General features: G+C 40.7%; 21 protein-coding genes and 1 pseudogene. 15 read left to right on the top strand and 7 right to left on the bottom strand.

The genetic code is table 11. From position 1 onward, the window contains the following. The first annotated feature begins 266 nt into the window (after positions 1 to 266). The 7 genes from UB51_RS21365 (at position 267) to UB51_RS21340 (ending at position 7,408) form a co-directional block, all read left to right on the top strand. The gene (locus tag UB51_RS21365) at positions 267 to 827 is read left to right on the top strand and encodes a radical SAM protein (RefSeq protein ID WP_044879031.1); all 561 of its coding nucleotides are present in this window, start codon (positions 267 to 269) and stop codon (positions 825 to 827) included. Positions 828 to 970: 143 nt separating this feature from the next. Continuing rightward, positions 971 to 1,192: a hypothetical protein gene (locus UB51_RS21360; protein ID WP_044879030.1), complete on the top strand. Its 222-nt coding sequence runs from the start codon at positions 971 to 973 to the stop codon at positions 1,190 to 1,192. A 259-nt stretch (positions 1,193 to 1,451) separates the two neighbouring features. Continuing rightward, positions 1,452 to 2,369, top strand: coding sequence for a polyprenyl synthetase family protein (locus tag UB51_RS21355; protein ID WP_052676029.1), 918 nt, complete (start codon positions 1,452 to 1,454; stop codon positions 2,367 to 2,369). Between the two features lie 167 nt (positions 2,370 to 2,536). Further along, positions 2,537 to 2,710: a competence pheromone ComX gene (gene comX / locus UB51_RS28365; protein ID WP_160297292.1), complete on the top strand. Its 174-nt coding sequence runs from the start codon at positions 2,537 to 2,539 to the stop codon at positions 2,708 to 2,710. Between the two features lie 26 nt (positions 2,711 to 2,736). Continuing rightward, positions 2,737 to 5,097: a sensor histidine kinase gene (locus tag UB51_RS21350; protein WP_044879029.1), complete on the top strand. Its 2,361-nt coding sequence runs from the start codon at positions 2,737 to 2,739 to the stop codon at positions 5,095 to 5,097. Next, on the top strand, positions 5,098 to 5,757 hold the full coding sequence (locus UB51_RS21345) for a response regulator (RefSeq protein ID WP_044879028.1): 660 nt from the start codon (positions 5,098 to 5,100) through the stop codon (positions 5,755 to 5,757). 205 nt (positions 5,758 to 5,962) lie between these two features. Further along, complete coding sequence (locus UB51_RS21340; RefSeq protein ID WP_044879027.1) at positions 5,963 to 7,408, top strand: DEAD/DEAH box helicase; 1,446 nt, start codon at positions 5,963 to 5,965, stop codon at positions 7,406 to 7,408. Positions 7,409 to 7,581: 173 nt separating this feature from the next. Here UB51_RS21340 and UB51_RS21335 read toward each other — a convergent pair whose 3' ends face one another. The 3 genes from UB51_RS21335 to UB51_RS21330 form a co-directional block, all read right to left on the bottom strand. Continuing rightward, the gene (locus tag UB51_RS21335; RefSeq protein WP_144407051.1) at positions 7,582 to 8,328 is read right to left on the bottom strand and encodes a class I SAM-dependent DNA methyltransferase; all 747 of its coding nucleotides are present in this window, start codon (positions 8,326 to 8,328) and stop codon (positions 7,582 to 7,584) included. 571 nt (positions 8,329 to 8,899) lie between these two features. Next, complete coding sequence (locus UB51_RS29840) at positions 8,900 to 9,127, bottom strand: integrase core domain-containing protein (protein ID WP_445322386.1); 228 nt, start codon at positions 9,125 to 9,127, stop codon at positions 8,900 to 8,902. An 83-nt stretch (positions 9,128 to 9,210) separates the two neighbouring features. Next, complete coding sequence (locus UB51_RS21330) at positions 9,211 to 9,432, bottom strand: hypothetical protein (RefSeq protein ID WP_044879026.1); 222 nt, start codon at positions 9,430 to 9,432, stop codon at positions 9,211 to 9,213. 288 nt (positions 9,433 to 9,720) lie between these two features. On the opposite strand from UB51_RS21330, the gene UB51_RS21325 reads away from it, so the two are divergent. Beyond that, the gene (locus tag UB51_RS21325) at positions 9,721 to 12,279 is read left to right on the top strand and encodes a DUF2339 domain-containing protein (protein ID WP_234405484.1); all 2,559 of its coding nucleotides are present in this window, start codon (positions 9,721 to 9,723) and stop codon (positions 12,277 to 12,279) included. Continuing rightward, positions 12,248 to 13,543, top strand: a complete 1,296-nt coding sequence (locus UB51_RS21320; RefSeq protein ID WP_044879024.1) for a DUF3999 family protein — start codon at positions 12,248 to 12,250, stop codon at positions 13,541 to 13,543. Before UB51_RS21325 ends, UB51_RS21320 begins: the two co-directional genes overlap by 32 nt. Positions 13,544 to 13,745: 202 nt before the next feature. Here UB51_RS21320 and UB51_RS21315 read toward each other — a convergent pair whose 3' ends face one another. From UB51_RS21315 to UB51_RS21305, 3 genes are all read right to left on the bottom strand, one after another. Next, positions 13,746 to 14,564 carry an SDR family oxidoreductase gene (locus tag UB51_RS21315; protein ID WP_044879023.1) on the bottom strand — a complete coding sequence of 273 codons (819 nt, stop codon included), beginning with the start codon at positions 14,562 to 14,564 and terminating at the stop codon, positions 13,746 to 13,748. Between the two features lie 25 nt (positions 14,565 to 14,589). Next, a complete protein-coding gene (locus UB51_RS21310; protein ID WP_052676028.1) occupies positions 14,590 to 15,132 on the bottom strand; it encodes a PadR family transcriptional regulator in 543 nt (180 codons plus the stop codon). A 284-nt stretch (positions 15,133 to 15,416) separates the two neighbouring features. Further along, positions 15,417 to 16,769: a sodium-dependent transporter gene (locus UB51_RS21305; protein ID WP_044879022.1), complete on the bottom strand. Its 1,353-nt coding sequence runs from the start codon at positions 16,767 to 16,769 to the stop codon at positions 15,417 to 15,419. A gap of 258 nt (positions 16,770 to 17,027) precedes the next feature. On the opposite strand from UB51_RS21305, the gene UB51_RS21300 reads away from it, so the two are divergent. Continuing rightward, positions 17,028 to 17,321, top strand: a complete 294-nt coding sequence (locus tag UB51_RS21300) for a DUF6509 family protein (protein ID WP_044879021.1) — start codon at positions 17,028 to 17,030, stop codon at positions 17,319 to 17,321. Between the two features lie 225 nt (positions 17,322 to 17,546). On the opposite strand, the gene UB51_RS21295 is transcribed toward UB51_RS21300, so the two are convergent. Further along, a complete protein-coding gene (locus UB51_RS21295; RefSeq protein WP_044879020.1) occupies positions 17,547 to 17,951 on the bottom strand; it encodes a bleomycin resistance protein in 405 nt (134 codons plus the stop codon). Positions 17,952 to 18,073: 122 nt separating this feature from the next. On the opposite strand from UB51_RS21295, the pseudogene UB51_RS21290 reads away from it, so the two are divergent. The 5 genes and pseudogenes from UB51_RS21290 to UB51_RS21270 all read left to right on the top strand — a co-directional run. Further along, positions 18,074 to 18,460 (top strand): annotated as a pseudogene (locus UB51_RS21290) (glycerate kinase); the annotation flags it as partial. A gap of 222 nt (positions 18,461 to 18,682) precedes the next feature. Beyond that, positions 18,683 to 19,234 carry a class I SAM-dependent methyltransferase gene (locus UB51_RS21285; RefSeq protein ID WP_044879018.1) on the top strand — a complete coding sequence of 184 codons (552 nt, stop codon included), beginning with the start codon at positions 18,683 to 18,685 and terminating at the stop codon, positions 19,232 to 19,234. 128 nt (positions 19,235 to 19,362) lie between these two features. Further along, complete coding sequence (locus UB51_RS21280; RefSeq protein WP_044879017.1) at positions 19,363 to 20,790, top strand: alanine/glycine:cation symporter family protein; 1,428 nt, start codon at positions 19,363 to 19,365, stop codon at positions 20,788 to 20,790. A 222-nt stretch (positions 20,791 to 21,012) separates the two neighbouring features. Further along, the gene (locus tag UB51_RS21275) at positions 21,013 to 22,785 is read left to right on the top strand and encodes an ABC transporter ATP-binding protein (RefSeq protein ID WP_044879016.1); all 1,773 of its coding nucleotides are present in this window, start codon (positions 21,013 to 21,015) and stop codon (positions 22,783 to 22,785) included. A gap of 41 nt (positions 22,786 to 22,826) precedes the next feature. Next, positions 22,827 to 24,569, top strand: a complete 1,743-nt coding sequence (locus tag UB51_RS21270) for an ABC transporter ATP-binding protein (protein WP_044879015.1) — start codon at positions 22,827 to 22,829, stop codon at positions 24,567 to 24,569. Positions 24,570 to 24,654 lie beyond the last annotated feature (85 nt).

Below are 24,654 nucleotides of genomic sequence, written 5' to 3'. Positions count from 1 at the left end.
CTCTTTGCAATGCCTATATATTAGAACTGCAGTGTATTTGCGGATACCAAGCGCAAGATGTTTGTGGTTAATAACAGTGTGGTTTTCGGTGTGAAAGAGGAAAATATATATTATTATGAAATCAAAGGAAAGAACAACACGGGGGACACAAGCAATGAACGAGACTACAGTTAACAACTTCACATACAGAATCTATAAGCATAATTTAATGAAAGTAACATAACAAGCAAGATCGACGACTTAAGTAGGAAAGGGGAAATGGAAGGATGTCCAACTTATCATTGGGGAATGGAATCACACTAGTACATCTTGAACAACAAGCTACTGGGTTATTCGTAGCTGGTGACAATCTGGATTGTCGGTACATAAGAGCTTTTTTCAAGAGTCACGGAACATCTTTTACTCAATATATCCAAGCGAACTTATCTAATCTGTATGATACCGTGGAGGACTTAATCGCAATAGGGAACGAAACGGTTGCATTCAACGTTACTCCGGCAAGTTATCAATTATGTACAAGGTTGACATCAGTATTGAAGGAACTGGATGACCGGACTCGGATCGTGTGGTTCGGAGAAAAACCATCAAGCATGCATGAGGAGGTGCTCAAACTGACCAAAGCCGATGGCTGCGTCAAGTGGGAGTCGGAGCAAACACTTCATTCGCTCTTAAACAAGGAAGTAGAGGACTGGAAGGCGATACCAGGAGTCTCTTTCAGAACTGAAACTAAGCAGGTACAGCAACCTGAAGAGAAGGTAGATACTGAAAAAATTGAAATAATAGCTATGTATGAGCTGGATCGGAGCAAGCTACAACAAAGTCGATGAAGCATGGACTCGAAAGGCTCAGTATTTCAGAGTATGAGAATAAGCCCGTGGAACAGTCCTGTGAGGAAATTTCGTATGGCTGGTGTAATGTGGCGCTTCGAAGTGGTTGATTCCTTCAAACAATAATAAGGATGTGATCAAAGATGCAGGTTAAATTTATTGATTGGCCATCTGATCATGATGTGGAGGAAGAGCGATTAGCGCTAACCTATCATTTAAATTCTAACTATTATCAGCAGTTGGATGTGTTGACGCGCGCGCGGATGAAGATGCTGAAGAAACTATTCACTCAAATGAACGTTGAAGTTACACAGCTAAACGCTATTCCTCTTCACCAAGATTTGGGTTTCACACATAAGAGCTAACGAATCGCCCTTTTATTGTGTAATTATTAACACGGCTCAAAAGTTTTTTTTAATGACATCTATGATTTATCTGCTAAGGAGCTCCTGGCGATTGATGGTCAGTATAAGGTTGTACTATTGTTCTTGTTATAAGGGAGTTGAGATAAGGACTTTATTCGTTAAAAGAATGAGGTCCTTTTGTTTTAATAGGAAAACAATGGATAAAAGGAGTTGGATATATTAATATGAAAGAAACAGGGACTATTTGGGAGGTTATGAAATGGAAGGTTTCATAGACAAAATAGAGGAGGAATTGCGATCAAGCTTTCGGACCTCCTTTATTGAGCCTTACCTGTATGAGCAGGCGATTGCATGTATGTTAGATAAGCAGCAGGAGTCTATGATTTTAAGCAAAATGACCGTCCTACATTATCGGATGTTTGGTGGGGAGGGTGATCAGATCTACCTCGCAGCAGCGGCGGTTGAGTTGATGATTCTTGGACTAGATATGATCGATGATTTGCAGGACCAAGATAATAAAGGTAAAGTATGGAACCAACTTGAACCTGCGATCGCGCTTAATATAGCTATAGGAATGTTAACACTTTCTCAGAAGATGCTGCTTACAAGCTCATTTCCTCTAGAATGGAGGCATGAGGCTACTGAGCTGATGTGTCAGCAGACGTTAACCGCCATCAATGGTCAAACGACGGATATTCTGAACAGTATTGAGAACGAAGAAGATTATATCCGAATGGTTGAACAGAAATCAGCGGCTCTCCTCGTATCGGCATGTATGATCGGTGCACTGCTTGCTACAGGTAAGCAGGACCCATTAGTCAGAGGATATGCCGAAGAGCTTGGCATTGCTGCACAAATCAAGAATGATATTCATGATCTAGTGAATTGGGAGAATAAGAATGATTTCTTGAATCGTAAGAAGACACTTCCAACACTGTTCCTATTGCAGTCTTTATCGGAGAAGGATGAATGGGTCAATGATTATTTTGAAGGACACTTACAGCTTGAAGATGTGATTGATCGTAAAGAGGAGATTGAGCTACTTATTGAGAAGACAGGGACGTTACTCTACACCTCTGTTCGGATGAGAACACACTATTATAAGTATTTGAACCTGATTGAGCAACTTCGTATGGCGCCTTACTGGAAGGACCAGATGCTTGCTCTAGCAGAGTAATAGGCATAATACCCGCTTCTCAGAGCCGTTATCACCGAAATACCACGCAATCGACCGCAATACGAATTGTGGTAAATACAAGCTAGGTTTTCGTTTTAAAGAGTGGAGTGAGTTGATATATTGGAATTAAGAGGAAAATCTCTTATAAATCGATTGGAGGGATTGTTATGTTAAAGGAATTGGTCCAAATGCTAGTGAAAAATCAAGGAGCAGGGGTTACTTTACAAGGTGGTCAACTTCAATTGGCAGGTATTAGCGAAATCGAACAAAGAGCATTAATAGATGTGTTGGAGAATGGGAGGAAGAATGAACCTTTGAAGGCGAGTATTTGGTTTTCCTAATATACATCTGACGTGGGGTGTATTCTTTGTTAAATAAAGTCAGTGTTTCCGTGTTTGGATTATTATTTATTGTATTTACAAGCTATTTATCATATTCCATTTTAAACCATCAAATCATTGGAGTTGCAGTGACAAAGGATGAGACGGGTCAGCAGGTTGTGACGGAAGTTTCACCAGAAGATTGGGGATATGGACGTATATTTATTGGGGATATTATTACTCAGGTTGATGGTCATCCGACTTCTTCTTACTTTACGGTCCGTACGTACTCTTACATAGAAGGAGCATCCTCCATTCAGTTAACCCGAGTGGGGGAGGGTGGAGATCAGCAGTTTTCTCTTTCCGTAGAAGATGAAATATCTTTAAAAGAGGTTGTTCTTCATTTTGTACTCCCGATCTGTGCAGTTATCCTGTTTACTGGATTTTCTGTACTTGTGTATATGAGGAAAAAAAAAGATCAAGCAGCGATTTATCTTATATTGTTTTTTTTATCCATTGGATTAGCTTATTTGAGTTCCTTTTCTTCTGCGCGTTTGAATCCCATAGGTCACCTGACACAACCTTTGATGTTCATGCTGGTGCCGGTCTTCTTCATGCAATTTATGAATGAGTATTTAGAGCGGTATGAGGAACGTTTTGTATCCAGGCGATTTCTTAACATTCTCTATGTCTACATAGTTATTAGTTTGATTTACAGTCAAGGAAGGTTATTTACAGGTTATTATCCCATCAATCAGTATTCTCCTTTTTTTGTTCTTTTCTTTTTCGTAGTTGCGAATGTTTTTATTGTATATAAATTGATCTGTAAATTTGTAATGCATCGGAATGATAAGCTCCGGTCATTATTCAAGCTTTCTTTCATCGCTCATGTGATTGGCTTTTTGCCTTTTTTGCTCTTTTTTGCGATTCCGAGATTGATCGGAGTCACATTGGTTCCTGCAGAATTAACAACGATTTTTTTATTTGGGATTCCGATCGTGTATTTGTATATGTTTGTAAGTAAGAAGTTGTTTGATGTTGATTTCTTGTTGAACCGCTTCTTTTACTATTCACTGATTGGATTCTTTCCGACATTGCTTATTACCGGTCTTGCTGCACTCATTATGAGTCAGGATGACTACTCTTGGATAAAATGGGTACAGATGTTCCTTGCCGTCTATATGATGATTACACTCTTTCTATTTGGTAAGGAATTTGCGGATATCCGTCTACGGCCGAAACTTAATAAAGATTTGTACAATTTTCAAGGAAGCTTGGATCGTTTCTCCAAACGTATATCGCGTGTCATGAAACGCCCTGATCTAGAGAAAGTGCTGGAGCAGGAGATTCTGTCTATTCTACCGGTAAAAGATATTGCTTTCCTAGAGTTAAGGGTGGAGAAAGACGTTCATGCTAGTGTCGATGTCATTCGAAACAAGGTACCTCCAGAGGTGATAACTAGCTTACGAGGATTATCACAACGATTGAGCATTGGAGAGACCCTATCGGTTCCACACGGATTAGGTGTGGTGATTGGCCATAAAGGATCAACATATCATTTACTATGGCTTGCTGACAAGGAGAATCAGACGAAGTTTAACATTGATGAGCTTGGTTGGCTTAATACATTAGCTAATTATAGCGCTATCGTCTTTGAGAATTTGTACTTAATTGAAGGTTTGCTCATAGATTTGGAATCGGAAATCCAGAAGCAAAAGGGAGGTTCGCCTTGGGTTCTCCGGCTTATCTTCAATCTGTCGGAGAACGAACGCCGCAGGTTGGCGGCAGATCTTCATGACTCGGCACTGCAGGATCAATTGATCTGGTATCGGAGACTGGAAGCGGCCATGCAAATGCAAGGTTGTGAGATGGCGCCTGGTCTTAGATTGGAGATGGATACGATTCGCGAGGGACTGCTTGATGTTATCCACCAGATTCGCGAGACCTGCAACGAGCTGAGGCCTCCTCTGCTGAAGGAAATGGGGATTATCGAAGCGCTGGAACGGTTGTTTGAAGAAGCACAGATGCGATCTAATTATGCTATAGATTTTCGTGTAACACCTTTTGTGAGAGATTTAGGTGACGAACACATTCTCGCGATTTATCGTATGGTGCAGGAGCTACTTCGTAACGCAAGTAAGCATGCAAAGGCATCAACGGTTCTAATTGAACTAGAGCAGGATGATGTTATTAGGCTGTACTATAAAGACAATGGTATCGGAATGGAGCTCAAAGAGCTTGGAGATTCATTCCAGCATATGGGGCTATCAGGTATTCAGGAGAGAGTACGTAGCTTGGAAGGAGAGATCTCCTTCCGATCCAAAGTTGGAGGAGGCTTCGAAGTATTCATCACGCTGCCACTTGAGACTGAAATTGATTATACACATAAGAAAGAGGAGGTGGTCTAAATGGTACGAATCTTGTTAGTTGACGATCACCCTTCCGTAGGTGAAGGGACCAAAAATATGATTGAACAGGATGCGGATATGCAGGTGACTGTCATTCTATCAGGGATGGAAGCACTCGAGATCGTCAAGACAGAGACGTTCGATGTTATGTTGTTCGATTTGAACATGCCAGGTATTAATGGTTTGGAACTTACGAAGAGAATGATGAATACGAACCCAGACAGCCGGGTGCTTATTTATACGGGGTATGAGATCAGTCCCCATTATAATCTACTTAATGATTCGGGAGTATCCGGCTTTGTGAGTAAGACTGCATCTCGTGAGCAATTACTTAATGCGATCCGTTGTACGCTTCGGGGGGAGGCGGTCATTCCTATTACGCTTCTTCGTCAGTTACGTCGTAATGAAATTCGGATAAACCAATCGAGAGATGATAAGACGATAGAGGAAGTATCCATTAACGAGCGTGAGCAAGAGATACTACAAGAAGTGGCGAAGGGTAGCAGCAATAAGGATATTGCCACTAAGCTGATCATGAGCCAGCGGACAGTGGAGTATAACCTGACGCGGATCTTCGAGAAGTTGAATGTCCGTACTAGATCGGAAGCCATTGTCGAAGCGAAACGGCTAAGGCTAATTCATTCAGGTGAATTTGTTTAACTGATTCTGAGGAAGTCATTCTTAGGTTCGAACTTCTAACGACTCTTGCCCCACGGCGGAGTCGTTTCTTGTTGTTCCTACTGATTATTAAATTTATTCTAGCAGCCCTGCTAATTCGAGTATAATAGGTGAAGGTATGTAATTCATTGATCGTGGAGACATATAACAATAAGCAAGATAAACCAAAAGTAGAAGAGGTTAATACATGAGTACTCAACATTTCAAAGACTATACATTAAGTGAAGACATCGTAAGAGCGCTTGATAGTTTGGGGTATAAGCATCCAACTGAGGTTCAACGTGAAGTCATACCGATGGCGCTGGACAAGAGAGATCTTGTCGTGAAATCGCAAACAGGAAGTGGAAAGACGGCATCCTTCGGTATTCCGATCTGTGACATGGTTGATTGGAAAGAAAATAAGCCACAGGCGTTAATTCTAACCCCGACTCGTGAGCTTGCCGCACAAGTGAAAGAAGATATTACGAACATTGGGCGATTCAAACGAATCAAAGCGACAGCACTATATGGCAAGCAGCCCTATGCTCCGCAAACCGCAGAATTGAAGCAAAAAAGCCACGTCGTGGTAGGTACACCTGGACGAGTTCTAGATCATATTGAGAGAGGGACGCTTGCATTAGAGTGCCTTGAATATCTTGTGATCGATGAAGCAGATGAGATGTTAAGTATGGGATTTATTCAGCAAGTGGAGTCTATTATTCAGAAGCTACCTAGAAAACGGGTTACGATGGTATTCTCAGCTACGTTGCCTAAGGATATAGAGAAGCTCTGTTATAAATATATGACTAATCCCACTCAAATTGAGATCAAAGCTACGGGAATTACGACAGCGACCATCGAGCATTCGTTATTTGAAGTAAGAGAAGGGGACAAATTCTCTCTGCTGAAGGACATTACGATCGTTGAGAATCCAGATAGCTGTATTATTTTCTGTCGTACACAAGAACATGTAAATCAGGTGTGCGAGCAATTAACGAATGCAGACTATACCTGTTCCAAGATCCATGGGGGTATGCTGCAAGAAGATCGATTTGAAGTGATGAATGATTTCAAAAGAGGGCAATTCCGTTACTTAGTGGCCACAGATGTTGCTGCAAGAGGGATTGATATCGATAATATCACGCATGTGATTAATTATGATTTACCGCTTGAGAAAGAGAGCTATGTGCATCGTACGGGAAGAACAGGACGCGCAGGTAAGACGGGGAAAGCGATCACGTTCATAACCCCTTTTGAAGATAAATTCCTGAATGAAATTGAAGGATACATTGGCTTTAACATTCCTAAAGGAAGTGTTCCTTCTAGAGAAGAAGTGACAAGTAAGAAGGCCGCTTTTGAAGGGAAAATTGGGATTGAACCTACGCTTAAACAGGATAAGAATGAACAATTAAACAAAGAAATTATGAAGCTCTACTTTAATGGTGGTAAGAAAAAGAAAATTAGAGCTGTAGATTTCGTGGGAACCATTGCGAAAATTGAGGGCGTAACTGCTGATGACATTGGTATTATTACGATTCAAGATAACGTATCCTATGTGGAGATATTGAATGGTAAAGGTCCTCACGTCATTGATGTTATGAAGAATACGACGATCAAGGGTAAGCTATTGAAAGTTCATAAAGCTAATAAATAATTTAAATGTTTCTATAATAAGCCTTGTTTCGTCTTTATTGTGAAGTGGGTGGAGAAAACGAATGTCCCGCGGACCGATTGAATTATTAATGCGAAAAGTATGCTAAACTTAGGATCACTAAAAATCCCCTCGACCTGAGGGGATTTTTTCTATTGCAATGCATTACGTCTCTCCTAACATTTCCTACAAACGCTAATGATAGATGAAGATGATGGAGAGAACGGCGTTTTATCCCAGTCAGCATATTGATGTTCGACGCGAAAGCCGTGACGGGTTAATAAAGAATGCAGCGTATCCTGATCAGTGAACCGACAAGCAATTCGAGAAGTCGTTCGCTTATACCCCCAATCACGCATCGTGACCCAGTGCATAATATGCTGGCTAGCATCGTAACATTGTGTGCCTGATACCTTGACGTTATTCCCATCCTTATCAATAAATGATCCCCATTCTGTCTCCTCTTGATCGGATAAATCGGTTCCCTCCGGATTACGGGTCTCGAACGCAAAGATTCCATGGGGTTGTAAATGTTTGTGAACGGTCATGAGCAAATCGATTTGATCTTGATCACTTAAGAATGCCTGAAATGCATTACCAGTCAAATAAATCATCGAAAATCGCTTGTCCGATTCGAAGGTACGGGCATCGCCTTCCATAAAAGTAACAGTCAACCCTTCCGCCTTCAACCGCGCATATGCGAGCATCGCTGAAGAGATATCTACACCGGTCATCGTTATGCCGGCTTTCGACAGGGCTATCGTTGTTAAGCCTGTACCACAAGCAAGTTCTAACACTTCCCCAGGACTCGATCTAGCAAGCTCAAGATAGAACTGATATTTGTCCATTTCACCGTCAAATTCAAGATCGTAATTTACCGGATCTTGATATTCTTCAAGATTGCTATGTTTAATCAACGCCATTCCCCCTTTCATTTCTTGTTATAACATTTCGAATGGCCAAAAATGAATCTATTGAATAAAATAAACACAATGTTGCATTGAGAAAAAATAATTTCTATAAGGAAAAACATGTGCTTATATAGACGCAGAAAGGATAATCGAAATGAAATCCCTATCGCCAGCCATCGCGCTTAACAGTATTATTTTACTATTTTTTCGATAATCCATTTGGTAATAAATAGTTATAAACAATTTTTATCGAACCTTACATAACTACTCTTTAAGTCGATAATCACTATGCTATCCTGCCCGTTAGTTTAATGAAGTCCAGTCTAACAGTTGATTCTTTTTTAACACTTATGCTGTAAATTGGGTTCAACACCAAAATCAGAGCTTGACAAATGTATCGAGTTGATAAATGACCGCTACGCGGATGGATTGTCCTTCCGATCGCTGTTGCCCCCAAATTTTTTTGAATATACCGCTCTTTTCGGTAAAAATTCAGGGGCAAAGGCGAACGCTACACTTCTCCACGACAATTCCATCCTCTTCGCTACGATCAGCATAGATTTCTATTTTCTGCAAGTACTGATTATGAATTAGAGCCGTAAATTGTAGTCGTATTCAACTGGTGTCTGTTTTTTAATTTAATTTGGATTCGTTCATTATTATAAAATCGAATGAACTCTTCAATTCGTTGTTGAGCCTCGCTAATTGAATAAGTAATATCATATGGGTAGAGTGCTTCCGTTTTCAGATGAGAGAAAAAACTATCCATTGCGGCGTTGTCTATACAATTGCCCCGACGCGACATGCTGATTTGGGCGCCAACCGTAGGCAGTAAGGCGTGATATTCATGGGACGTATATTGGGCCCCCTGGTCGCTATGAACGATTAGATCAGCTATCTAGCCCAAAGCATCCTTATGTTCTTTAAAAGCTTTAGCTTTCGCTCACGCTGTAGATAAATCGCCTTGATCCGCTGCTTGATTTCGCGATCAGGGTCCAATAGCTTCCGTTTAAGATATCGATAATATGCACTTCTCCATACATCAAGCAATTCACAGAGCAGAGTCACTGGGTACAGATCAGATAACTCCTCGATAATAGCATACTTGCCTTTCATACCTCTCGTTTCCAGATTTCTAAGCACTTTTTTAGTACAGCATTCTCACGTTGAAGTTGTTGGTTGTAAAGATCTTTATCTATTCCCATATGGGTTTTTCCAATGTCTACTATAAGGGGTGCACCTCAAAGATGAGAAAGGGCGTATTTTTATTGTCCGAATACATAAGAAAGTTTCCGTTTATTACGAACTAAATGACCGAGAGTTTTACATTTCCAATATAATACTTTTTGTGTGGGATTTTTATAGTAAAATGTAAATATTAACAATAGAAATATAGCGGGGGTCATGATGAAGGAATTCAAGGATCGCTTATTGTTCGTTCAAGATCATCAGCGTAAATTAATGAAAGAGTATCAAGACATTATCAATGAATATGAGTCCAATGATTTAATTCATGAGAATCAAGTGCTACGAGAGCAATACGAGGAAATGAAACTTAGCTTAACGAAGCTTCAGGATAAGACTAGACATATGGAAGAAGAGAATGTGCAGTTGCGTTCTTCTCTAACAGAGCAAATCTATAATGAGAAGCTCAACATTATTCATGTATCACGTGAGAAGTTGGAGATATACTTTGCTGCGCGAGCAAATAGTTATGCCAACCGACTGGAAACCTTTGAAGATGAAACCAAGCTTAAATTTAGGAAGCTGTTTGATCAGGCATCGAGTCAGCTCAAAGAGGAGAAGGAAGCAACCACAGCAAGGCTAACGCAAATGTCTACTGAACTAAATGACACCATTATGAAGCATCGTGTGCGATTGAAAGAAGATGGCTTACGGCTTCGGCAGTATGCGAGTATGGGACTTGATCAACTAGGTTCTGAGGAAATTAGCGAAGAAGTCATGCAGAAGAGAATAAAGCAGAATCAATTCGAAATGAAAATTGGTCTGAACTGGATCAGTAAGTTGGGGATGCTACTACTTATTTTAGCGGTAGGAGTAGCGTTTAAATATACCTATTCGGATATTTTTAATGGATACATGAAGGGGAGTACCTTTTTTCTACTTGGGGCGTTGATGCTTGTCAGTGGAGAATGGCTGTTCCGTAAGCAGAGACAGACTTTTGCATTAGTGTTGTTAGGTGGCGGTATTTCAGTATTATATGGGTCCATCTTTTATAGCTACTTTTTACTGCATATTATAGATATTGTTGTGGGCCTATCTTTATCGGTTCTAGTATCCATTACAGCAGTCCTGTTATCGCTAAGGTTCCATTCACGAACGATTTGTTCTCTGGGTCTCGTGGGTGGATATCTACCCTTATTCTCATATATGGGGGCCTTCGGTCTTGAGGGGAATGCGGTGTATGCCGCGATGGTCTATTTATTCTTATTGAACGGTTTCATCTTACTTGTGTCATTTAGACAACGTTGGGTCATTGTCAATTATATAAGCTTCATGTTCAATGTACCTTCGATGATTGCTTTAGTGGCGATAGCACAAAGTGAAGCTGTAGGTATGCTGTACGTTGTGATTACATTTATGATGTATCTTGGTATTACTTTGGTGTATCCATTTAAGGTTCAAACGAAGCTATCTTGGTGGGATTTCACTTTACTCGCTTTGAATACAACGATCAGCTGTGGCACGTTATATGTATTGTTTGCTGTGGCCGATTTGGAAGATTTCAATGGCTTATTAGCCCTTGTATTTTGCCTTGTGTATATTGGTTTGGGGCGATTCGTTGAGAAGTTTATGCAGCAAGAGAAGCAAACGACACTGCTCTTCTATGCAACTTCACTCACGTTCGCGGTTCTAATGATCCCATTTCAGTTCGGTGTTCAGTGGTTGTCGATGGGATGGCTTGTTGAAGGTATTCTCTTGACGATATACGGGAACTTAAATCGGTTCAAGCCGTTGGAGAAGGCGGGCTGGGGCATTCTAGCGTTGTGTCTTGGAACGTTCCTCTGGGTAGATATACTGGCAAATCACTTAGTGGATTATCAAGATGTATACTTCGCTCTGAAGTATACGTTTGTTGCGATAGGTATGCTGATGGTTACATTATTCTATGCTCATCAAGAGAAGAGACATGTAGCATATTTGTATAATCGACCTATTGAGGCACGGATGATAACTTATTTTAAATACGTAACACTGGTGAATACATGGTTCTATCTCTTATACGAGGCCGCGCATTTGTATCACGAGTTCGTACCTTACGACGTTGTGCATTATAACTTTTATCAAGGGTTAATGAGTGCCTTGCTGACGATAGCACTTGCCTACACACTTATGAAGATTACAGTGCTGTATGATCGAATCGTGAAGTACTACAGCTTATTTCTATATGGAGTTGGGTACATCATTTGCTTGGGTGTCACCATGGCTCTTCCGGCATTGAGTTATGATCACTCGGATAATGGTGCTGCAGAATATATAGCGCTAGGAGTACTGATTGGCTTTAATGTACTTGTGTTTTTCGGTATTCGAGATTTTCTCATCGCGTTTATTCGCCAGCAGTACAAGAGTATCGAGTTCTATCCTGTGATTCTAGGGATTTATCTACTGGGTATATTGACTACGTTCTTAATGGTTCAGTTGCAATTAACAGATGTCGGCTTAATATTTAGTATGTTGTACTTGTTACTGGCCATTGTGTATATCACGTTTGGGTTCCGCTATAAGTACGTATATATTAGAAGATTAGGTCTGGGGCTGACCTTATTCTCAACAGGTAAGCTGTTATTGTATGATCTGAGTATGCTTACGACGGGTAGCAAAATTGTTGCTTATTTTTGTTTTGGACTTGTACTATTGGGCATTTCCTATGCGTATCAGAAGGTATCGAGCAGAATGGGGGAGCCACAACATGCTCAGGAACAACTTGATTCGAAGAGTTAGTACGATAGCTATATTAGCATCCTTCGTATGCTTATTTACTGGAGTAAACGTTACTGCGGCAGAAGATGGAGATGGACCGCAGGGGTGGCGTTTCTCGAAACCGCTGATCCTGCAAGAGGAGGGCAGTCGATACCAAACCTTCTTTCTAGATGAACAAACGTATGCAGGAGCGAACTCAGATTTGAGCGATCTACGCATTGTGAACACTAAGGGACAATATGTCCCTTTTTATATCAATAGTAGGTATGGTGAATCGGTAGAGCAAGAAGTAACGTACAGATCCACTTTGGTCAATAAGGCTAAGAAGAATAAGAACACTTCATTCGACTATCGTCTTATCCCGATTCATGATCAAGTAGACATTCAGGGTAACATCCTAGCGATTCATTTGCCGGACGAGGTTTTTTTGAAGCATGTGGAGGTCTACGGAAGTTATGATGGTAACGAATGGGAGCTTGTGAAAAAGGATGAATTATACCGGACAGACTCACTTAAGAAGGCGACTATTGATCTCGAGACAGCATATAAATTCAGTTATTATCGATTGAATGTGCTGAATAATGTGGAGAATCTTCCTTTCTCGCAGCTGGAATTGATCCATAACACAAGTGATGTTAGATGGAATGAATATAAGAAGTCGGCTAAGCCAAAGTACGAAATACAGCAGGATGCGAAGTTTACTCACATTATCGTGCATAATGAAAATAGGCTTAGGCTCAATAAAGTCCAACTTCAAGTGGAGGGTAATTTCAAAAGATCCTATGATGTATATGATAAGGATGGGAGCAAGGTGAGGACTGAGGGTGAGGGTGAATTGTATCGTCTAGATTTCAAGGACGTTCAAATTGCCAATACGACCATTATTGGAACGGTACCGATCAACGCACCTTATTTCACCATAACGATTAACAATCATGACGATGCACCTTTGGAAATCAAGGGTGTAACGACTGAATTTGTTGTAGATAAAGTAGTGTTCGAGGATCAAGGGAATCAGCCCTATCAGTTGTTGTACGGTAAGGATAACGTGGATCAGCCGCAGTATGATATCGTGAATTTCAAGACACATATTCAACAAGAGCATGTACCCGAGGCAAAATTGGGTGCCCAAGTAATCTTCTTGGAAGAGGCTACTCCTTCTAAATTACCAACACCATGGTGGTTACAGCAAAGGGTATGGTTCAATGGTGTCATCATGCTGGTATCCGTCATACTCGTTATACTTCTTATTCGAAAAATGAATAAAAGTAGCCGTAATGAATAAAGCATCATTCATCATGTAAGAGCCGAATGCAGGGATGTATAGTTCCCTGATTAAGGTTTAGCTTAACAATCTAAGGCGAATTAAAGGGCACCTGTTATAGGTGCCCTTTGCATGTCAGGCAGGGTTGAACGTACATCAGGCGTTCAATCCGCTCGGTACTTTAGAGGTTCTTTGCTTGATATCGGATATGTATCCAACGTTATTAAGAAAAGTGCTGAGTTATATTGTTCATATACTCTTCATCATCCGAATTTTCCTTCATATTAATAAGCATCTTGGCATCTTCACCAACAACATATCGTAATTGGCTTGTGCCATCTGTTGCCGCTTGATATATCGTCTCAGCGACAAGGTCTGGAGATGAGGCGTATGCGGGGTCTTTTTCCATCTTCCCTAATTTACCCAGAAATGCAGAAGTGAACTCCGTGTAGTCAGTTAATGAATCATTAAAAAAGAACTCCATGGATCTTCCGCCAAAGTCCGTATGAATAGCTCCTGGTTCAATCAATTTTACTTTGATGTTTTGTGATGCTAGTTCATAAGAGACGGATTCAGAAAAGCCTTCAACCGCAAATTTAGTTGAATGATAAAGTGACATTGTAGGAAAGGTAACTTTTCCTCCCATAGAAGAAATATTAATCAGCATGCCTTCTTGAATAGATCTAAAATGAGGTAAAAGGGCTTTAGTCATGTTGATCATACCAAAAACATTCACTTCAAATTGTCTTCTAATCTGTTCTTCTGTAGCTACTTCGAGAAGCCCCATTGTTCCATACCCCGCATTATTGAGAAGAACGTCAATGGTACCAAACCGCTGAATGGCTTCTGCTACCGCGCTTTGAATCGTGTCCTGTTTCTCAACATCAAGTCTTAGCACCACAATATTGTCCACCTTAATGAACTCAGTTTCTTTCTCAGGTGTACGCATAGTAGCTACTACATTCCATCCTCTTTCAGCAAAATATTTTACTGTAGCTCTTCCAATTCCTGAAGAGGCACCCGTGATAAAAATCGTTTTCATTAAAATTCCTCCCAATTAGGTTTTATTAAACGCCGCTTTTTCCTTGTTCTAATTGCTCTATACTTAACAATCCTTGGGCGATGGTTTCAAGTTTAGCGTTATATTCTTGTATTCCAATCTGGATGCATATAATCTGTGTCGGATGCATTTCATCTTTATAAAGCAAATGTTTTTCACATAACTGATTTAACTTCTTTTGAGTATCCTCTTGTACTTGCTTCAACAAGGCAACTAGTTTGTCATACCCAATAAATTCACCAAAGTAAAGCCTCATCATAAAATCCGATTTTTTGGTGCTATCTTCCTCCAGAGGCCCTTGTAAATAGGCGTTGAAACAATCTCGGCCTTTATCCGTTATGTTTAGAACATTCTTGTTAGGCTTACCGTCCTGAAGCACAATTTCCTTGGTGATCAACCCTTCCTTCTCCATCCGAGTCAGCATGGGATAAATCGTTCCATAACTCGAGCTATAGAAATATGCGAATACATCCTCCAATAACTGCTTTATTTCGTATCCAGTTAACGATTCTTTCATAAGCATGCCTAGAATAACATCCTGACTGTTCAAAAAATGGACCTCCTTATCGGTGTTTAGAAATAATGGTATATTGTGTGTTCCGATTGCTATTTTAATATATCAGTATGATATATATCAAGTCAATATATAATTCGTAAAAAAATGATCTGGATGTCTACTCATCTTTACATGACTGCCCAGGAGTTGATTGTTACCGAGTGATGGCTATCAAATAATGTTTATGAGGATCTATAAATAATAAATAACGCGCACAAGCCCATCTGGGCTTGTGCGCGTTGTTTATATCGTTAATTTTTGTTACTGGATGTAATTGATTAGAACTTAATAACACCGGAGGTGTGCAAAAATACGAATAGAACGAGGATGGGTGCTACGAATCGCAGCATAAATAGCCAGATCCGGAACCACCATGCCGTTAAGCCAGCCTCTTCTGCTACACCTTTCCAGAAATAGCCTGCGAATACGGTAACAATCAAGCCCCCCAGTGGGAGTAAGAGATTAGAGGCTATGAAATCCATCCAATCGAAGAATCCTTTACCACCCAATGTGATATTAGATGCTACTCCGAGTGATAGTGCAGATGGTATTCCGAGTAGGAAGGAGAGGGACAGGATAATCCATACGGATTTGGCCCGAGTCCAACGCCAACGTTCCATGGTGTAGGCCACGGGTACTTCTAACAATGATACGGTCGATGTTAACGCTGCTATAGCGAGTAATATGAAGAATAAACCACCAAACAATGTTCCGAATGGCATAGCAGAGAACGCGGCAGGTAATGCGATAAAGACGAGGCCTGGGCCTTCAGCTGGATTAATTCCGAATGAGAACGTCGTTGGAAAGATGATCAGACCTGCAATAAAGGCATACAGTAGATCTCCGCCTCCGATAGCCAGCGTAGCCGCACCCAAAGACTGGCGTTTCTCCACATATGAACCATAAGTAAGCATTGCCCCCATACCTAACGAGAGAGAGAAGAAGGCATGTCCTAGTGCAACAAGTAAGGATTCTGCACCCAGTTTGGACCAATCGGGGTTCAGGAAGAAAGATACACCTGCCCCTGCGCCTGGAAGGGTCAAGGCGCGAACCATTAATACAACTAGAAGTATAAGGAGTCCTGGAATTAGAACTTTGTTAAACTTCTCGATTCCGGCCGAGACGCCTTTGATGACAACTAAGCCTGTGAGTAGTAATACGACGAATTGCCACATAATAGGCTTATTCCCAGACATGAATTCATTGAATTGTGCGGTGAAGTCTGGGTTGTCAAATAACTTGCCACTAAATGCGGATACGGCATAATTCAACGTCCATCCTGCTACAATAGAGTAGAAAGAAATGATCAGGAATGCTGCAATCACGGATAACATGCCAAGACCGCCCCATATTTTATGTCCGCCCACCTTTACGAATGATGATGATGCATTGCCGCGACCACCGCGACCGATCGTAAGCTCTGCTAGAAGCACAGGCAAGCCTATGGCTATCAAACATACAATAAACAGTACAAAAAATGCAGCACCGCCGTATTGTCCAGTAATATAAGGGAATTTCCACATGTTACCGAGCCCTACTGCACTCCCGATGGCTGCAAATATAAATCCAGATGAAGAGAAGCGGTCTTTTTTCTCAGAAGAAAGGTTGTGCTGTGATGGTTGTGAACTCATGATATCCTCCCATTAATCTTATCTAAGTTGTCCATACTATGAGGAACTTGAGTATTATACTAAATAATAGGATGGTTCGTATATAAAATTTGATGCAAGAGGGTTATATTGTAATTGTGTATTGTAATTGTGTCCAATATTCATCTAATTATGAATGAATAGACTAGTTCCTCTATTTAATTGATATAAAAGTGCATCTGGTTTGTAAGCAAGTGAAAAACGTTTATAATAACATAGATGTAGAGAGGGGTTGAGAGAATGATTACAATTAAGGATTTTCAAGTGGAAGTGGTTAAAGATCCATTCGGAATATTAACAGGTGAGCGGTACCAATTCATACTTGATTTGGAAGTTGAAGAAGATGATGAGCTATATTTCGAGAATGGCATATATGCCAAGGTTACTTATAAGGTGGATGGAGAAGAGTCAAGCATGATTCACTATGATCTATATGAGAAGATAGTTGATCGCTATTTAAGCTTTGACATGGAAGAGGATGAGGAAGAAGTTTTGGCTTCCTTTTGCAAAGCGAACTTACCTAAAACCAAATAATTGGAACACCGAAATAATCTGGGCTGTCTCTGAATAGGAGGCAGTTTTTTTGTGCATGTGCACAACGATCTTTACTATTGTTTTTTCACTATCATCAACTCTTAGTCTTTACCAAAAATCTAAATAATTAGGTTATATTTTAAAATAGTGTTGATTATATGATAATTTTAAGGGAAGTCATTTTGGACTTCCCTTAATCTACATTTTATTAATTTAAAGTATAAATTAATTTTGTTGCAACTCCGAAAATCGTAATAAATATCCATCGGGGTCTTGTACCAATATTTGTTTAAATACTTGTCTTTCTAAGTTTATTCTATATTCACTAACAAAAGGTTCTTTAAATAATTTTATATTATTATCACTTAAATTTAATATAATTTTCTCTATGTCTTTTACAAAAAATTGAAAGTTAATTCCTCTACCAAATGGATATTCCGTCATTCCTGTACTCCAACTTCCATTAACATCTTCATCTAACATAAATTGAGCACCATCAAGTGAAATAAAAGCAAAATTATCTTCTTCTCTTTCATATTCCACTTTGAAACCAAGTATATCAATATAGAATTTTTTCGATATATTTATATTACTCACAGATAACTCAGGCACCATTTTATTGAAAATCATCTTATCAACTCCATTCTATTTTAACCTTATGAAAGCCCTGTCGGTCTGACCATAACGATTGTAGTTACAATCATATACGGTATTTTACAATAAATAATGGGTGAAGAGTAGGAGGAAACCACATGAAGAATGAACTTGTTTTTGTATTAGCCCCGGACTCATTCAAAGAAAGCATGACGGCGAAGGAAGTTTGCGAAGCTATGGAGCGAGGCATTAAGAAAGTTGATCCACGGATTCACTGTATTCACGTACCCATGGCTGATGGGGGAGAAGGTACGATGCAATCGCTTGTAGATGCTACAGGTGGTCATGTCTATCCTTTGAAAGTACGGGGGCCTCTGGGTAATGAAGTAAATGCCCTTTATGGGATTACAGGTGACGGTGAGACAGGCGTCCTTGAAATGGCTAGTGCCAGCGGCATACAACTTGTGACTCCAGAAATGAGAAATCCACTGCTGACGTCCACATATGGTACGGGTCAGTTAATAGCGGCTTGCTTAGATCATGGTCGTGAAGGGAGCTTCTTCACTAGCCGAAGCTTTGGATCAAGGCCAGAGTAATATTGAGAAGACCGCAGAAGGAATTGTAAGATTGATGTATTCCACGAAGGCTTTTAATGTAAAATAATAAATAAGGCATCAGAGGGGTGATTGTTTGAAGTTATCTCAAACGATGGCACAACGAATTGTGAAAGAAATATGCAAATTATATCTGACAATAGGAGGTTGATTATGCTAAGCACCCTCAATCAGATCATAACTGGGTTATTGGTTGTAGGTATGTTTATAGCGGCGTTGTCTATTATATATGTAAGCTTGCGGAATGGTATATCTCCTATGCCGTCCTCGGCACCCGTTCGCCAAGCAGTGACAACTGAAATGAAGAAATGGACTAGAAAGAAATCAATTGTTGAAGCAGGATCGGGGTTCGGAACACTAGCACTATATATGGGAAGATATATGGCGGATTCGCAGATCATTGGATTAGAGAATTCAAGCATACCACTATGGATTTCTAGACTGTTAGCAAGGCTTGATAACTGCTCTAATGTTTCTTTTATCCGAAGAGATCTTTATACGTATACATATGAAGATGCAGATGTGGTGGTGTGTTATCTGTATCCAGATGCAATGAAGCGACTAAGCACCATTTGGTCTGGAAGTTTGGCCCCGGGAGCACAGGTGATTAGTGTGTGTTTTGCTCTGCCAGATTGGCAACCTGAGCGAGTCATTATCTGTAAAGATATATATCATACCAAGGTATATGTATATACGGTAAGTTAGCAAATTTGTAAATTAGATTGCTATTATCCAAATTAATACATGTATCTACTCTTAAAGGAAATTTGATATACTAATGTGGCTCTTCAATCAAGGATATCTATATACTCAACTAGAGAGGGGCCGCAACTATGCAGCAGACTTTACAGAATGTGATTGATTTTATTAATACTCTGATGTGGTCTAAATTGTTAATCGTAATGCTTATTTCTTGTGGACTGTACTTTACCTTTAGGACGAAATTTCTGCAATTTCGTTTGTTTAAAGAAATGTTGCGCGTATTAAAAGAATCCACAGGTGGCCCTCGTGACAAGATCTCTCCTTTTCAAGCGTTCTGTATTAGTATGGCAGCCCGTGTTGGAACGGGTAATATTACAGGGATTGCGATTGCTATTGCGCTCGGGGGTCCTGGGGCTGTGTTCTGGATGTGGGTTATTGCCATCATTGGATCAGCATCCAGCTTCATTGAGAGTACCCTAGCGCAAGTATACAAAGTCAAAGATAAAGATGGCTTCCGTGGTGGGCCAGCCTATTATATGGAACGTGGTTTGAATAAACGGTGGATGGGCGCTTTGTTTGCTATTCTAATCACATTATCATTCGGACTGGTGTTTAATGCGGTTCAGTCAAACACCATTACACTAGCATTTCAGAATGCCTTTGGCACAAATCGTTTAGCAGTCGGTTTAGTCATGGCTGCGGCATTCGGAATCATCATATTCGGTGGTGTGAAGCGTATTGCCAAGATGTCCGAATATATCGTTGTTATCCTAGCTGTACTATATATTGGGATTGCTGCGTATATCGTACTAGTTAACATTGGACAGGTTCCAGCAGTTCTTGCATTGATCGTGAAAAGTGCATTTGGTGTTGAACAAATTGCAGGAGGTTCTCTTGGAGCGGCTCTCATGCAGGGTGTGAAGCGTGGATTGTTCTCGAATGAAGCAGGTATGGGGAGTGCGCCCAATGCTGCAGCTACTGCGACTACAAGTCATCCGGTTAAGCAAGGGTTGATTCAAGCATTAGGCGTGCTAGTAGATACATTGGTGATTTGTACAAGTACAGCTATGATCATTCTGCTCTCAGGTATGTATACTCAGTCTGGGCTCGGTGGCATTGAACTTACGCAGGCAGCATTAAGTATACATCTAGGTTCTTGGGCATCGGGTTTCTTAGCATTAATGGTGTTCTTGTTCGCCTTCAGTACGCTGATCGGGAACTATTACTATGGAGAGACCAATATTGCATTTCTGAAATCAAATAAAATCTGGATTGTCATTTATAGAATTAGTGTATTAGCGATGATCATATTCGGTTCGGTGGCAAAAGTTAAGCTAGTATGGGATCTGGCTGATTTATTTATGGGCCTCATGGTTATCGTTAATCTGATCGCCATTACCATGCTTTCTAAGGTAGCCTTCGCTGCCTTGAAAGATTATATGAAGCAGAAGAAAGCGGGGAAAGACCCTGTATTTACGAGAGAGAGCCTTAGTGTTCTAGATCGTTCCCATATTGTAGATTGCTGGGATTCTCCGCCTACACCAACTAAGGGGAAATAGTTGAGTTGTATAACAATCGTGTGACACCCTTTCTACTTCCTTAAATAAGATACTTAATTGTATTAATTTAGAGGGAATTGAATTAGGAACAACCCCGAGCCGAAATGGTTCGGGGTTGTTTCGTTGGGACGATGAAATGGTATGTCTTTATTATATAGACTTGTTATGGTTGAAAAGGTAAAATCAAGAAAGTGAATTGGAAATGTGGAAGAGGTGAATGGCTTGTCTTTCGTGACTAGGTTACAGTGGTTTTTTAAATGGAGATGGGCTCGGTATGCGCTTGCTATCAGTTTAATAGCAGGGGTTAGTATCCTCAGTACGATACCTCCCAAGATGATCGGAAATACAATTGATAGCATTCAAGCTAGGAACCTGACAAGTTCAGGTCTAAACCAGACGGTTCTATTGCTCGTAGGACTTGCGTTATTGCTGTACATTATGACTTACATATGGATCACTACTTTATTTGGTAACTCAGCACTCATAGAGAAACTATTAAGAGGAAGATTATTGGCGCATTTGACGAAGATGACACCCGCCTTTTTCCAGCGTAATAGTACAGGGCAACTGATGGCATTAGCGACAAATGATATTTTGGCTATCGGACAAACAGCCGGTTACGGTGTTATGACCCTTGTGAATACGGTAGTGGGTGCCTCGGTCGTGATTATCACCATGATTACATTAGTTAGCTTTAAGCTTATGATTGCGGCGCTAATCCCGTTGCCTTTTCTAGTTGTCGTGATTAGTTTGTTGGGCAAAAAGGTGAGAACACGCTTCTTAGATGCTCAGGCTTCTTTCGGAAAAATGAATGATCATGCGCTAGAGTCTATCTCAGGAATTCGAGTTATTCGTTCGTATGTACAAGAAGATGACGATACAGTGGCTTTTGATAAGGTCACCTCTGAGGTGATGAATAAGAACAAACGGGTCTCGATACTGAATGCACTCTTTCAACCCCTGATATCACTGATTGTGGGCGTGAGTTATTCCATTGGTATCGGTTATGGTTCTTATCTTGTCTTCGAGAATGAGATTACACTCGGTCAACTGATTTCTTTTAACATTTATCTCGGCATGTTAATCTGGCCTATGATTTCCTTCGGCGAGTTTATTAATGTGTTGCAACGTGGTAGTGCCTCGGCCGATCGCTTGGACAACGTATTGTCTCAGAAGCCTGATCTACAGGATGGGGAAAATTTAGTGAATATTGAAATTCCTACCCGTATCGAGATGAAGCAGTTAACCTTTACGTACCCATCAGCCAACCATCCTAGTCTAGATAACGTTTCTTTTCGTTTGGAGCGTGGGCAGACCTTGGGGATTATCGGGAAGACAGGGAGTGGGAAGAGTACGCTACTTAAGCAGTTACTGCGGCAGTATCCGATTGGAGAACGCAAGTTATTTATCGCAGACTACGCTGTGGAACAAATTGCAATGGATCAGATGAAGCGATGGGTCGCCTATGTACCCCAGGAGCATTTATTATTATCTAAATCTATTGCTGACAATATTGCGCTTGGTAAGCCGGGGGCCTCCCCAGAGGAGATTGCTAGAGCGGTTGAAATGGCTTCCTTCACTCAGGACATTGCTCAAATGCCGGAAGGACTAGACACGGTTGTCGGGGAGAATGGGGTGATGTTATCGGGGGGACAGAAGCAGCGTTTAGCTATTGCTAGAGCTCTGCTAATTGATTCCGATATTCTACTCCTTGATGATGCATTATCAGCGGTAGATGCACGAACAGAGAGTCGAATTCTTCATCATATTCGTCTTGAACGTGCAGGTAAAACTACGTTAATTACATCGCATCGACTGTCCGCTGTGAGTCATGCGAACTGGATTCTGGTCCTGAATGAGGGGCGTATTATTGAAGAAGGTACGCACGAAGAGTTGATGTTATTTGGCGGTTGGTATAGAGAGCAATGGGATCGTCAGCAGATGGAAGCAAGTTTGGAAGATGAAGAGGGACTTGAAAAGGATTCGGACGCGTAGTGTAGTGAACGTTGTCACCACAATTTCTAGGAGGAGCTTATATGCCCAAGCAATCCACGGCGAGCAGGCTTTTCGCATATGCACTCGTCTATAAATTTAGAATTATCGGCGCCCTCCTTATTCTCTGCTGTGCAGTAGGCGCTGATCTGGGTGGGCCTTTTATCACCAAAACAATTATTGATAAACATTTATCTACAGGTACAGGTGATATCTCATCTATACTATGGCTCATTGCTTTGTATATGGGGCTCATCGTTATCGCTAGTATTTGTAACTTTACACAGTCGTATATTCTACAATCCACCGCGCTAAGGATCATTAAAAATATGCGTATGGATTTGATGAAGCATATTCAACGGATTCCGATAAAATACTTCGACAATACGCCGATCGGGCAAGTGGTATCAAGAATCGCTAATGACACCGAAGCAGTGAGGGACTTGTTCATGAGCTTCATGGCGACATTCGTCGTGAGTATGGTTCAGCTTACAGGGATTTATATCGCATTGTTCTTCTTAGATGTGCGTCTGGCTTTATATTGTCTACCGTTACCGCTCATATTCGTTGTGATTATGAAGATTCATCTGAAATATTCGAAGAGATATATCACGATTATGCGGGCTAGGCTTAGTGACATGAACGCAACCATCAATGAATCGATTGTAGTGATGCCGATTATTCAAGCCTTTCGTCGGGAGAAGGTCACGCTCGAAGAATTTGAAGTGCTGAATGAAGATCGATATGTGAATCAGATCAAGCAGTTCAGAGTATTCTCTTTATCTTCCCGTAATATTGTGGGTGTGATAGGAAGCCTAGTGACTGCGCTTGTTGTCTGGTATTTCGGTCGTGAGTCGTTAAATACTGTAATTTCTTTCGGTGTATTCGTTGCCTTTATTGACTACTTAAGTCGAATATTTCAACCGATCATTGGGATCTTTGATCAGTTGACGAATGCACAGAGAGCGTTCGTATCTTCGGAGAAAGTATTCGCGATTATGGATTTGGAAGGTATGGAAGTTGAGAAGAGTCACGATGTGGATCGTCCTGAAGGTGTCGTGAAATTCGATAATGTAACGTTTGCGTATAAAGCCGGTGAGAATGTACTGAAGCACATTTCTTTTGAAGCTCGAAAAGGAGAGACAATAGCACTTGTGGGTCATACAGGCTCAGGCAAAAGTTCCATCATGAACTTGCTGCTTGGTTTTTATGAGCCTGATCAAGGAACCATCTCCATTGATGGCACTGACATTGCAACGTACTCGAAACAAGATCTCCGTAAGCATATGGGTATTGTTCTACAAGACCCTTATTTATTTGCTGGAGATATTAAATTTAATGTAAGCCTGTATAATCAGGACATTTCCTTGCAACGAGTGAAGACAGCTCTGAAAGATGTGGGTGCAGCATCATTCATTGAACAGTTACCCAATGGCTATGATGAGCAAGTCGTAGAACGTGGAAGTACCTTATCCTCTGGACAAAGGCAACTGATTTCATTCGCTAGAGCCTTAGCATTTGACCCATCCATTCTGATCTTAGATGAAGCGACTGCTAGCATCGATAGTGAGACAGAGGGGCTAATTCAACAGGCGCTCAAGGTGGTCAGTGAAGGACGCACAACTCTTGTTATCGCGCATCGATTATCTACCATTCGTGAGGCTAATCAGATCCTAGTGTTACATCGTGGTGAGATTGTGGAACGCGGCAATCATGATGAATTGATGGCGCTTGAAGGTAGGTACTATAAGATGTATCAGTTACAAAAAGGAGAAAAGGCATCTTAATGAATGGATAGAGTGATCAGGAAAAATCTGATGCTCTATCCATTTTTCTTTATTATTTTCAATGGTCTCCTTGATCTTCAAGGCT

Source organism: Paenibacillus sp. IHBB 10380, assembly GCF_000949425.1.
Taxonomy (GTDB): Bacteria; Bacillota; Bacilli; order Paenibacillales; family Paenibacillaceae; genus Paenibacillus_AQ.
The sequence above is the reverse complement of the archived record's forward strand: the minus strand, read 5'-3'. Positions and strand labels throughout refer to the sequence as shown.

Bases quoted from the DNA above. Each gene is read 5' to 3' on its own strand.
- UB51_RS21355 (WP_052676029.1), top strand. From the start codon at position 1,452: ATGGAAGGTTTCATAGACAAAATAGAGGAGGAATTGCGATCAAGCTTT.
- UB51_RS21270 (WP_044879015.1), top strand. From the start codon at position 22,827: ATGCCCAAGCAATCCACGGCGAGCAGGCTTTTCGCATATGCACTCGTC.
- UB51_RS21345 (WP_044879028.1), top strand. From the start codon at position 5,098: ATGGTACGAATCTTGTTAGTTGACGATCACCCTTCCGTAGGTGAAGGG.
- UB51_RS21305 (WP_044879022.1), bottom strand. From the start codon at position 16,769: ATGAGTTCACAACCATCACAGCACAACCTTTCTTCTGAGAAAAAAGAC.
- UB51_RS21315 (WP_044879023.1), bottom strand. From the start codon at position 14,564: ATGAAAACGATTTTTATCACGGGTGCCTCTTCAGGAATTGGAAGAGCT.
- UB51_RS21335 (WP_144407051.1), bottom strand. From the start codon at position 8,328: ATGGCGTTGATTAAACATAGCAATCTTGAAGAATATCAAGATCCGGTA.
- UB51_RS21295 (WP_044879020.1), bottom strand. From the start codon at position 17,951: ATGATTTTCAATAAAATGGTGCCTGAGTTATCTGTGAGTAATATAAAT.
- UB51_RS21300 (WP_044879021.1), top strand. From the start codon at position 17,028: ATGATTACAATTAAGGATTTTCAAGTGGAAGTGGTTAAAGATCCATTC.
- UB51_RS21360 (WP_044879030.1), top strand. From the start codon at position 971: ATGCAGGTTAAATTTATTGATTGGCCATCTGATCATGATGTGGAGGAA.
- UB51_RS21365 (WP_044879031.1), top strand. From the start codon at position 267: ATGTCCAACTTATCATTGGGGAATGGAATCACACTAGTACATCTTGAA.
- UB51_RS21325 (WP_234405484.1), top strand. From the start codon at position 9,721: ATGATGAAGGAATTCAAGGATCGCTTATTGTTCGTTCAAGATCATCAG.
- UB51_RS21285 (WP_044879018.1), top strand. From the start codon at position 18,683: ATGCTAAGCACCCTCAATCAGATCATAACTGGGTTATTGGTTGTAGGT.
- comX (WP_160297292.1), top strand. From the start codon at position 2,537: ATGTTAAAGGAATTGGTCCAAATGCTAGTGAAAAATCAAGGAGCAGGG.
- UB51_RS21330 (WP_044879026.1), bottom strand. From the start codon at position 9,432: ATGAAAGGCAAGTATGCTATTATCGAGGAGTTATCTGATCTGTACCCA.
- UB51_RS21320 (WP_044879024.1), top strand. From the start codon at position 12,248: ATGCTCAGGAACAACTTGATTCGAAGAGTTAGTACGATAGCTATATTA.
- UB51_RS21280 (WP_044879017.1), top strand. From the start codon at position 19,363: ATGCAGCAGACTTTACAGAATGTGATTGATTTTATTAATACTCTGATG.
- UB51_RS21340 (WP_044879027.1), top strand. From the start codon at position 5,963: ATGAGTACTCAACATTTCAAAGACTATACATTAAGTGAAGACATCGTA.